Source organism: Reyranella sp. (assembly GCF_004296935.1).
In the GTDB taxonomy this organism is placed as follows: domain Bacteria; phylum Pseudomonadota; class Alphaproteobacteria; order Reyranellales; family Reyranellaceae; genus Reyranella.
The window spans coordinates 42,952-53,614 of record NZ_SCVH01000007.1; the positions used below are offsets into that span (position 1 = coordinate 42,952).

General features: G+C 67.8%; 11 protein-coding genes and 1 CRISPR repeat array. Of the genes, 7 read left to right on the forward strand and 4 right to left on the reverse strand.

Translation table 11 applies throughout. The annotated features are described in order from the left end of the window. Positions 1–33 precede the first annotated feature (33 nt). Entirely contained in the window at positions 34–978 is a 945-nt protein-coding gene (locus EPO55_RS00720) for a hypothetical protein (protein WP_296334458.1), read from the reverse strand. A 107-nt stretch (positions 979–1,085) separates the two neighbouring features. Here EPO55_RS00720 and cas1 point away from each other — a divergent pair, with 107 nt between their 5' ends. From cas1 to EPO55_RS00735, 3 genes are all read left to right on the forward strand, one after another. After that, positions 1,086–2,189, forward strand: coding sequence for a CRISPR-associated endonuclease Cas1 (cas1, locus tag EPO55_RS00725; RefSeq protein WP_296334459.1), 1,104 nt, complete (start codon positions 1,086–1,088; stop codon positions 2,187–2,189). Positions 2,190–2,201: 12 nt separating this feature from the next. Further along, a complete protein-coding gene (locus EPO55_RS00730; protein ID WP_296334460.1) occupies positions 2,202–2,492 on the forward strand; it encodes a CRISPR-associated endonuclease Cas2 in 291 nt (96 codons plus the stop codon). A gap of 153 nt (positions 2,493–2,645) precedes the next feature. Beyond that, positions 2,646–2,870, forward strand: a complete 225-nt coding sequence (locus EPO55_RS00735; RefSeq protein WP_296334461.1) for a hypothetical protein — start codon at positions 2,646–2,648, stop codon at positions 2,868–2,870. Here EPO55_RS00735 and EPO55_RS00740 read toward each other — a convergent pair. From EPO55_RS00740 to csb2, 3 genes are all read right to left on the reverse strand, one after another. Continuing rightward, complete coding sequence (locus tag EPO55_RS00740) at positions 2,867–3,631, reverse strand: vWA domain-containing protein (RefSeq protein WP_296334462.1); 765 nt, start codon at positions 3,629–3,631, stop codon at positions 2,867–2,869. The two genes, EPO55_RS00735 and EPO55_RS00740, sit on opposite strands and share 4 nt — an antisense overlap. A gap of 50 nt (positions 3,632–3,681) precedes the next feature. Next, complete coding sequence (locus EPO55_RS00745; protein ID WP_296334463.1) at positions 3,682–3,945, reverse strand: hypothetical protein; 264 nt, start codon at positions 3,943–3,945, stop codon at positions 3,682–3,684. A 349-nt stretch (positions 3,946–4,294) separates the two neighbouring features. Beyond that, a CRISPR array of direct repeats spans positions 4,295–5,036; the repeat unit is 36 nt; unit sequence CTTCCACGCCTCTCAAAGGCGTGGCCTCACTGAGAC. 25 nt (positions 5,037–5,061) lie between these two features. Further along, on the reverse strand, positions 5,062–5,709 hold the full coding sequence (gene csb2, locus EPO55_RS00750) for a type I-U CRISPR-associated protein Csb2 (RefSeq protein ID WP_296334464.1): 648 nt from the start codon (positions 5,707–5,709) through the stop codon (positions 5,062–5,064). A gap of 283 nt (positions 5,710–5,992) precedes the next feature. Here csb2 and EPO55_RS00755 point away from each other — a divergent pair, with 283 nt between their 5' ends. From EPO55_RS00755 to EPO55_RS00770, 4 genes are all read left to right on the forward strand, one after another. Then, positions 5,993–7,597: a hypothetical protein gene (locus tag EPO55_RS00755; protein ID WP_296334465.1), complete on the forward strand. Its 1,605-nt coding sequence runs from the start codon at positions 5,993–5,995 to the stop codon at positions 7,595–7,597. Next, entirely contained in the window at positions 7,594–8,229 is a 636-nt protein-coding gene (locus tag EPO55_RS00760; protein ID WP_296334466.1) for an RAMP superfamily CRISPR-associated protein, read from the forward strand. Before EPO55_RS00755 ends, EPO55_RS00760 begins: the two co-directional genes overlap by 4 nt. Continuing rightward, complete coding sequence (locus EPO55_RS00765) at positions 8,226–9,755, forward strand: hypothetical protein (RefSeq protein WP_296334467.1); 1,530 nt, start codon at positions 8,226–8,228, stop codon at positions 9,753–9,755. Before EPO55_RS00760 ends, EPO55_RS00765 begins: the two co-directional genes overlap by 4 nt. Next, positions 9,752–10,663, forward strand: a 912-nt coding sequence (locus tag EPO55_RS00770) for an RAMP superfamily CRISPR-associated protein (protein ID WP_296334468.1), incomplete at its 3' end; no start/stop codon positions are given. The genes EPO55_RS00765 and EPO55_RS00770, both read left to right, overlap by 4 nt.

Sequence of the window (10,663 nt, forward strand, 5' to 3'; positions counted from 1 at the left end):
GCCCGCTCTGGAAAACCTAACATCCGGCCGTGATCAGGTCATGCATGTTGCTACAGTCTCGACCACCCGGGCGAGCGGCAGATGCGAGCTGCAACCCTGTGGCGAGCCAACGATGGTGGCGCTGCCGCCCCATCCCGCCTCGAGCCGGGCAAGCAGGTCCTTCAGGCGACTGAAGTCGGCATGGCCCGCCCGATATTGCGCGATCGTGTATTTGACATGGGGCGGCTCACCCTCCGGCCCGAGAAAGGCGGGGTTGCGGGCCACGACGACCGGCGCGAGGCAGTAGCCCACCGCCAGAGCGGCAGGCCCGGTGCCTTCGATGGTTGCGATCCGGCCGGTGGCGACCAGGCCCGGCGCGAGCCAGGGCTCGACACCACGGCTTCTACGCAATGCTGCAATGAGATCGCAGGCCCGGCGGGCGGCGAGTGCCGCGCCGACCGGTGGTACGTCGCCGGCGGCGAGCCACGCCGCCACAGCGTCGATCCGGGCCGCCAGTGAAAAGTCGGGGCGCGCACACTCGGCCGCCAGTGCCGCCATCGCCGGGTCGCCATCAAGCACCCCGGTCGCGGCGTCGGCCGATCGCGGCAGCGGGCGCCGGCCAGGCCATGGTCCACGCTGGAAGCGGTCGGCGGCATCGATCGCGGCGACCCGTCGAAGCGTCGTCTCGTCCATAATCCCACCCATGCGACGTCGCGCGAGGACGGCCATGGCGCCCAAGGCATCGATGTCCGGCCGCAGGGTCACCAGCCGCGCGCCATGTGGGGGAAGCGGCCAGTCGAGTGCCGCGACAATCGATGCGGGCGCCTCCGGACAGGCCTGCGGTCCATGCTGTGGATCGATGTTGCCGAGACCGCACCGGGCAGCCAACGCAGGTTCGGTGACCTCAACACCGAGCGTGCCGCTCCCCAGCAGGCCGGCGTTGAACGCCGCGGCACCCCGGGCGCGCTGAGGGCGAAGGAGGGCAAAGGCATAGGTCATCACGGGGTTCCTCGGTCGCGCAGTCCTAGGAAATTGCAGAGAGGCCCGCACGCCCTGCAACGTTGCCGGACCTGCGTTGCCCACCCGTGGCCGTTATCTACGGTCCCATGTACGCCATCGCACGCACGCTTCGCGACTGGCTGGGTCGCCCGGTGCCGGGAATCCAGGCCAACCACCAACCAACCCAGCCGCCGCAGCCGGAAGACGCCCCGATGCCAGCCGGTCTCCCGTTGCATGTGACCGGCCGGCACAGCTTCGTGAGGTTGCAGGACGGAGCGATCATCGTGGAGCGCGAAGGACGGGAAGTTGAAAGGCTGCGTCTACACGAAATTTCCCAGGTTGCCCTGCACGGTACAGCGTCGGCGACCGGCCCGGCGATACGCGAGCTGCTGACGCACGGCATCCCGGTGCTTTGGCGAGGTGAAAGCGGCTGGCTGGCCGGGCTGACGGCTGATCTTTCCGGCCGCGTATCGAGAACCAGACGGGCGCACTACGCGGCGGCCGCCGACCCCGTGCGCTGCCTCGAAATCGGTCGCGGCATCGTTGCCGCCAAGCTTGCGAATACACGAGCCCTGCTGCGTCGCCGCCCTGAATCGCAGGCGCGCCGAACCTTCATGCGGCTGGGGACGATTGTTCCAGCCATCGCTGCGGCACCGTCGCTCGCGGTGTTGCGTGGTCTGGAAGGCAGTATCGCAGCCCTCCACTTCGCGGCATGGCCGGTCCTGCTCAAGGCACCAGACCCCTCTCTTGTCTTCGGCGGGCGGTCGCGGCGGCCACCGCGCGATCCACCCAATGCCCTGCTTTCCTATCTCTATGCCGTACTGGCCGGCGAGTGCACGGCCGCGGTTCTCGCCGCCGGCCTCGATCCGGCCGTGGGCTTCCTTCATGTCGAACGGCCCGGGAGGCCTGCGCTTGCCCTTGACCTGCTGGAGCCGTTCCGGCTTGCCGTCGCGGATTCCGCCGCCTTGTTTGCGCTGAACAGCGGAGAAATCACGGGCGAGCATTTCGAGAGCGCCGATGGCGGCATACGTCTTGGACCGCTCGGCCGACGGCGGGCGCTTGCCGTACTGGAGCGCAGGCTGGGCGAGCCCGTCCGCCACCCCGAAACCGCAAGTGCGGTCGACTGGCGCCGCGCCATCCATCTCGACGCGGCACGGCTTGCGCGTGGTCTGCGCAACGGCACGCCGGTCGCATTCCTTGAGCAGCGTTGAACGAGCCCCTCAATGATACCTCATTGGTACATCTTCACCTATGATGTCTCGAATCGGCGGCGCTGGCGTGCCGTCTTCAAGCGTCTCGGCCGTGTCGGGACTCCCATCCAGAAGTCGGTATTCCTGTGCCGCCTCATGCCAGCGCACTGCCGGGTGCTGTCGGCCGAGCTGACGCGGCGGCTCGATCCGACGACAGACCGGCTGGCGGTTGCGGATCTCGGCCCGGCTGTTGGGGGAACGAATGCTCTCGACGTGGCGATGGGGCCGCAGGTCGATTCCGGGCCGCGCGTCGTCATTGTCTGAACGCTCACGAGAGCTGTCGGGATGCAAAGACGATCTTTCGCAGATGCCTGTTGGGGGCGCCGTGCCCTTGTCCCTGTTTTGACGGTCGGCCGGGCGTGGGGGAACGTAGAGCGTCGTGCCCGGTTCCCTGTTCGATGGCAGTGAGGCATCGTCGTGTTTGAAGTCGATCCCGAAATCCTTCAGGCAGTCACCGCGCTCGCCCGTCGGATGCTCTCGGAGGGAGAGATTTCGGCCACGCTGCCGCTCGCCGACAACGCCCAGATGGTTGTCGCGCGCGATGCCTCGATAGGTGTCGTCTTTCACGGCTTCCAGCTCGACGGCGTGCCCTTGTGCATTGGCGTGCGAGATCCGACGCAGTCAACCGCCGACTCCCGCTAGAGGTAAGTCAGGCGCTGCGCCGCGAGCCAGTCGAGGGTGGCCTGGGTCGCGACATCGATCCGTCGTTTGCCGGCCTCGGCTGGCATTGTTGCAAGCATCGAGGCAGACGTATCGATCACGAGGGCAATGTCGGCCAGCCTGTGGCCAGGCTGCCGCGGTGGCACGCGCTGCCCGGATTTCATCAGGACGGACCGCAGGTCGGCCAGCCCCCGCGCCTGCAGCAGAGTGCCCCCGCCGGCCCGCGCGATCTTGCCGAGGCGCTCGTGCGCACCGGCGTCGCTCGTGGCAAAGGCGATGCAGTCCAGGCGGACGCGAAGCCGGCGCAATTCGCCGACGAGCGGCAGGACGTGGTCGCGGTGCGTATTGTCTTCGCCATCGCTCACCAGCACCGCCCTGCGCACGCGATGGTCGCGCTTTGCCGCCATCCAGGTCCGCACCTGCTCCAGCCCCGCGGCATAGTTGGTGGCATGGCCAGGATGACCGCGTCGCACGAGGCGCGCCGGGATGCCGCGAACCCGTGCGTCGAGCTGCGCCGACCCCAGCGGCGATGGCGCGGCGAGATAGTGCGCGCTGGCCGCCGTGCCGATGATCGCCACGACGTCCTGCTGGCGCATAGCCGCATGCACAGCGGCGCCCGCCTTGTCGCCCGCCGGGGCCACCGCCGGCCTCGATGGCGCACGGCGCCGTACCGGGACCCGCGACGGCGTGGGCAAGCCGGAGCCGAACAGGTGGCGCAGGAAGCGGACGAGCAGATCGAACATGGCACACCTCGACGGGGAGAGCGGGAAAGGGGAACCAGGTGCAGCCGTGATTAGCCGCGCTGGAACAGGGTCCGTATCCGGCCGGTGCGGAAGTCGATGCAGAGACCTTCCTCCCTTCGGCAGAGCGGGCAACGGAAGATCGCCGTCGGCTGTCCCTTTCGGTTAAGCTCGGCGCGCAGGAGTTCCATCGGCACCGGCAGTGGATGGCGCTCCGGCCAATAGCAGAGGCGGCGACGAACCAGTTGCGGCGGCAGCAGGGCGGCGCGGGCGGGCTGCTGGCGGCGCGCGGCCTGGAAGCGGGGGGTGACGGTCATTGCGGTCCTCCGGGCAGGACGAAGTGAAGGTGTCGGTGTCCTCGGCCGACTTTTCGGCGGGGCCCGTTGGCGTTGCACGTCCGACAACGTTGCATTCGGTATCTGGCGTTGCGCCTCAAGGCGCCGTGGCCTGCCACGGCCCGATGACCCGCCGCGACCGCGGCAGTTGTGTTGTTGTTCGTTGCCCGGAAAATCGGCACAGGCCCGCGATGCTATTGATAACCAAAGGAAAACCTCCTTGACGAGCTCCAGAAGAGGGAGCGATCCAAGGGCCGGGAGAGGCAAATTCCCCAACCCCGCGCAAAAGGCTCGAAAAAGCAGTCAAATTCAGATACTTGAATGGGGGTCTCTTCCACGCCTCTCAAAGGCGTGGCCTCACTGAGACTTGGTCGCCAATCTCGAGCTTGAGCGTCTCGCGGTCTTCCACGCCTCTCAAAGGCGTGGCCTCACTGAGACCGGATCGGGAACTCACGCCGGCACAGGAGACCGACTTCCACGCCTCTCAAAGGCGTGGCCTCACTGAGACGTGTCGAGTGCCATCAGTGCCATGTCGAGAAAGCTTCCACGCCTCTCAAAGGCGTGGCCTCACTGAGACACGGCGCAAATGCGCAGCGTGATCGATTGGACGCCTTCCACGCCTCTCAAAGGCGTGGCCTCACTGAGACTCAGCCGCGAAGTCGAGCATCTTCTGTTTCTGCCCTTCCACGCCTCTCAAAGGCGTGGCCTCACTGAGACGTGGTCTCCTCGGCAGTCGTGCTCTTCTCGCACGCTTCCACGCCTCTCAAAGGCGTGGCCTCACTGAGACCTCCCTTTCAGGAGTTTGAGGTTGATGTTGTACGCGCTTCCACGCCTTTCAAAGGCGTGGCCTCACTGAGACGAGCCGCGTTCGTACTTCTGGATTTGCTGGAACGTCTTCCACGCCTCTCAAAGGCGTGGCCTCACTGAGACGTAGTCCCACTTGCCCTCGCCCCACACGCCGAAGTCTTCCACGCCTCTCAAAGGCGTGACCTCACTGAGACTCTCTTCGAGCTGGTAGAGAAGCCGCATCATCTCGGCTTCCACGCCTCTCAAAGGCGCGGCCTCATCGAAGCGACTGCTTGGATCATCGTTGCCGGTTCAAGCAGGCATCCCGCGCCTTGTGCCTGCCGGCCCGAAATGACCCAAGCCGAAATGGCAGGCATGACCTAGCGCCAGCGGCCCGGACTGCGGGTGCCTGAAGGCAAGGCGCACGAAGCAGCCGATGCGATCGGCAAGAAGGGCACGGCTGCCGCGTTGCGGCGGCACGAAGGCCTCGGGCGGAGTATCCTCTTCGCTGATCCGGATCGAAGGGAAGATCTCGATTGCCTGCGGCTGCGGCAGGCCGCGGCGCTTCAGCTCGTCGACGATCTGCGTCTCGACATCATATCCCGGCCGCACACGGCCGCGCCTGAGCGCTCGGTTGGGTGTCACGTAAGGTGTGCGCGAGACCCATTCCCGAGCCGGGCCGAACGGGCCGCCGACGCGATCGACGAGGCCGCCAATGCGCATCGTCGACAGTTTCAGGCGGCGGCGCCCGAGCGACACGGCCGAAAGGCCGGCGCACAGGGTAAGGGCATGTGCGTCGAGGCCGCCGCCGGCGTAGACTAGAAAATGGTCCATGTGTCCGTCACCGTCGGCATCCTCCGGAAGATAGAAGGCATGCGGATGGTCGGCGCCGCCGGCCGGGCTTCCGTGCAGGCAATCCGGCAGGAGGTGGGTGCCGAAAAGGTGGCGTCCGACATCCATTAACCCGTCCCGCGCGCTTTCGGCGAACACGGCCGCCTCGAGAAGCGAGGGACGCGCCGCGTCCGGATCTAGGCACCATCGCCAGAAGACCGGCAGGGAGGCCCGGAGCTCGGCGAGCTGCGGACGGGGTTTGACGGAGGGGCTTCGCATCGAGGTCCAGTGTGTTGAACTTCGCCCGCTTCCGCGCCAAAGGCAACGTTGCACCTTCGGGTGATCGTTTGATCAAGATTGCAACCGTTCCCGGGATGCGCCAAAGTTCTCGAGGGGGAGACAGCAAAAAAACATGGCACGCCGCGCCTACCTGTTTGAGGCCAAGGGCATCCAGCGGTTCGTCACCGCGGGCGGGCGGTTGGTCGACATGGTCGGCGCCAGCGAGCTGGCCGACGAACTGGCGCGCTCCGACCGGCGCGACCTGCTTGCGTCGGTCCTGGAGATTGCGGCGTTCAATCCGTCGTTTTCGCGCCGTGCCTCCGCGGCATTCCTCTGCCACTTCGATAAGTCTGAGAGTGAGGCGTTCGATCGTTTCCGGGCCTTGTGGCGGGTGGCAGTGCAGATGCACGCGCCCGGCCTCGAGTTCGAGGAACGCTTCGGTGCCGCCGCAACCGACAGGGAGGCAGGCGGCGCCGCTTACGACACCTCCGCGGGCATGCGCGAAAATTCGATTGCCGGCCTGCTGCCCGTGGCCGGTCCTCTGGCGGAGCGCGTGCCGCGCAGTGGCCTTGCGACGGTCGAGATCCTTCGACGTGGTGAGGAGTCCGAACCGCTCGATGTGGTCGGGGCGCGCAAGCGTGTCCGCGAGCCGCAGGCGGGCGCCACTTCCGGCCTGCTCGCCCGATTTGGCGGCAAGGTGGCGCTCGAGGAACAATGGGCCTGGCCCGTCGAACTCGATCCCGAGACCGACCGGGAGAAGCGGCACTTCCCTTTTCGCGGGGCCGCGCGTGCCGTCGCCGTCATGCATGCCGACGTTTCCGGATTGGGCCAGATGCTGCAGGCTTTGCAGAAGGGGCTCGAATCGGTTCCGGCTGACCGGGCCATCGCCCTGCAGTTCGAATTCTCGCGCACCGTCGAGACGGTGATCCGCGCCGCTGCCCAGGCTGCGGTCGCCGGCACCCTCCGGCCTGATGACGGCGATGCGTTCCGCCGGGTGCCCGGCCGGCCCATCCTGCTGGGAGGCGACGACCTCACCTCCATCGTGCGGGCCGACCGGGCGCTCGACTTTGCCGAGGCCTTCCTGACTACGCTCGAGTCCGAATCCGAGGCCGCCCTGGCAGCCTTCGTGAAGAGCCATGGATCGATCCTGGGCACGACCCGGCTCACGGCCTGCGCCGGCGTGGCCTTCGTCGGCGCCTCGCAGCCCTTCTCGATGGCACACGAAGTCGCAGAAAATCTCTGCCGCTATTCCAAGGAGCGGGTAAAGAAGGGCCTCGTCGCGGGCGCTCCCGTGCCATCGGCCATCGCCTTCCAGCGGGTTACCTCGGCGCTGCCCGATGAGCGCGTGTCCGATGCCGTCGAGGCCCTGACCCTGCGCGAGGGGAACAAGATCCTGCATAGGCTGACGGCGCAACCCTATGCCGTCGGTGGGGTTGCCAGTACCCGGCCGTCCTTCGCGGCGCTGCGCGAACTGCGGCACTGGATGGATGAGACGCGCATGGGGCTGGGCGGACTGCGGCGCCTGCGCGACATCGCCCTTTCCGATGCCAACGATGCTGCGGCGGCCTATGGCCGGTGGCGCGATGTGTTGTCCCGTACGGAGGGTGGCCGCGCGGAGACCTATGCCGGGGCGCTTGTGAAGCTCGGCTGCGCCGGCGCTGGTTTTCCCCTGCGCGAGGATGATGCCGAGTCGCCTCTGTTCGATGCGCTTGAATGGCGCGCAGCGGAGGCGGCATGACGGCGACGCTTGCGCTCGAGCTCGATTTTCGCGGCTACTGGCTGAGCGGCACGGGCCGTGGTGGCGGTGGTGCGGACTTTGCCGTGGATCGCGATCGCGACGGGGCGCCGGTGGTTCGCGGCCGCCATCTCCAGGGCAACCTGCGCGAGGCCGCGCGGTCGATGGCGCTGTGGCGTGCCGATGGCTGGAGCGAAGAAACCATCGATCTCCTGTTCGGGCGGTCGGCAGCACCCGGTGCCGGTGCGGCGGCGACCCTGCCGGGCTGCATCGATATTCCCGATGCTCGTCTGCCGGACGGCGCGCGCGCGCGTCTCCGGGACGATCCTGCAGGCCGCGCGGCGTTGACGCGTTTCCTGCCCGGCGTCCGCATCGATCCATCGGGCGTGGCGATGAACGACATGCTGCGCCTGGTCGAGGCATCGGTGCCACTGCGTCTGTTCACCACGCTTTCGTGGACCCCCTGGGAGCGGTGCAATGCCGATCCCGATGCACGTGCGGCGATCCAGCGGCTGAGGTTGGAAGCCGGCTGGACGGCGATGGTCCGAGCCTGCCTTTCCGCGATGACCGCCCTCGGGGCGCAGCGCAGCCGCGGCTATGGTCGCGTGCGGATCGCGGCCGGGAGGGCGGCATGAACCGCAAGCTCGTCCTGCTCAATGGCGAGGATGCCGTCTTCAGTGCCTCGGCCACGACCGAAGGTGGTCATGTTTCGCTGCGCCACGTGCCCGGCGCGGCGTTGTTGGGATGGGTGGCCTCGCGCCTCTATGCGGACCTCGGCGCTCGGGCGTGGGACGCCTTTCATTCCGGCGCGATGCGTTTTGGCAACGCCTATCCGTTGACCGTGACCGGTGAGGCTTCGTGGCCCATACCGAACTGCCTGCGGCATCCCAAGGCAGACGAGCCGGTCGTCGCGGAAGCAGACGGAATGCATCGCCTCAATCCCGAGACGATCAACGAGCGCCATGCGGGTGTCGCCGAACGCGCCGGCCGCCAGTTCGAGGCCTTCAGGGATGGCTCCTTCTTCATTGCTGCCAGCGGTGCCGTCGCGCGGCCTCTGGCCGGACGGCGGCTGAAGACGGCAATCGAGGCCGGGACGAGACGCGCGGCGGCAGCACAACTCTTCGGCTACGAACATCTGCGCGGTGGGACGGTCTTCGCTGCCCTGCTCGAAGGCGATGCCGATGCGCCGTTCGATCCGGTCGTGCAGGTGCTCAAGGGCGCGCGCCTGACACTCGGCCGTTCGCGACGTGCCGAATATGGCGGCCGGTTCGCCTGCGGGATAGAAGAGGTCCCAGGCGGCTGGCTGCCCGCATCGTCTCCTGTCCCGTCGTATCAGCTCGTGCTCTGGCTGCTCTCCGATCTGGCGGCCGTCGACCGGCAGACCGGTGCCCCGACCCTAGAACCTGGTCCCGCCGATCTCGGTCTTGGTGAGGGCTGCCTGGTGAAGCAGAAATCGTTCATCCAGAGCCGCGTTTATGCACCGTGGAACGGCAAGCTGCGCTGCCGCGATTCCGATCGGCCGGTGATCCGTGCCGGCAGCATCCTGGCGTTTGACCTCAAGACGGCCCTCGATCCGGCGGAGGTGGCAAAGCGCCGGCTGGGTCTGCATATCGAGCAGGGCCTCGGCATGGTCGCGGCCAATCCGCCCTTGCTCGATGCGGCAAGACCCGTATTCGCAGAGGCCGCTGCCACGCGGCCCCGTGTGCCGTCGATTGCGGTGTCCAACCCGGCCCCTGACTACGACCGCGATCTCATCGCCTGGATCTCGGCCCGGGCCGCGGACCGCGCTGCCGAGGCCGGCGCCGGCGCGCTCGCCACAACGTGGATTCGCGAGCTGGAAACCTTCGAGAATGCGGTGCTGCGCCAGGGAGGCAGCTTGCCGTCGCGTGCGCAATGGGGGCGCGTGCGGGGTGCGGCCGAACAGGCCCGCGACATGCGATCGCTCGGCGCCACGCTGTTCGATGGCGCCAATGCGATCTGCCGCGAGGGCGATCCGGCCTGGGCCTCGGGAGTCATTGGGCCCGACCAGTTCCAGTCGGTGCGCCAATGGCTGCGCAGCCGCATCACCGCCATCGGGGATTTTGTTGCCCTCAGGACGGCGCTGCAGCGGCTTGCCGGTGATGCCGGTCAACGCGCGGCAGCACGGGAGCGCGCAGCATGACCGCGCTCGCTCAACCGTCCGCCGGCCCGCGGCGCCTGTTCCCGACCCATCGTCACGTGTTGCGGCTGACCCTGGAAGCGGTGACGCCGCTGTCGATCGCCGGCGGCCGCCCCGATCCGCTGCTCGACACCTCGCTGATTCGCGACGCCAACGGCCTGCCGGCGATCCCCGCCACCAGTGTCGCTGGCGTCCTGCGGCGCCTTCACGAGGACTATTTCGGTGAGGACGCCACACAGGTGCTGTTCGGTGTTGAACATGGCGGGAGCACGGAGGGCCGGGCGTCGGCGCTGGAGGTCTCGTTCGGTTGCCTGCAGGATTCGAACGGCCATGCGGTCGAAGGGCTGCTGCTCGGCAAGGCGGGGGCGGAGCGCCTTGCCGATCCGATCCTGTCGGCTGCGATCCTGGCCGCGCCTCTCAAGCGCGATCATGTGGCCCTCGATGCCCGCGGCACGGCGATCGAGCATCTCAAGTTCGAGCGCAGTTCCCTGCCACCAGGCTATCGCTTCTCGCTCGAACTGGCCCTGTGGAGCGGGGTCAACGCGCGGGAAGATGTCGAAGCGCTGGCGGCCGCCGATGCAGCGAAGCAGGCGCGCGCCGAACTTGCCCGGGTGCTGGCGCTGTTCGAGGCACCCTATTTCAGGCTGGGCGGTGCCACGCGCCGCGGCCTTGGCAGATTGCAGGTCGTCGGCGCGGCTCAATACGCCGCCTTTGACATGCGCCGCGCCGAAGATCGCCGGCGCCACGCCGACGCACGTGCACGTGGCCTCCACGAAGCGTCGAGGACAGACGGCTTTGTAGACTTTGCGCCGGCTGCCCTGCCGGCAGAGGGCGGGATGCGGCAGCCGGTAACGGCGACGATTACCCTGCGACCCCGGGGGGTGTGGCGCTTCGGTCGCGGCGAGCAGTGG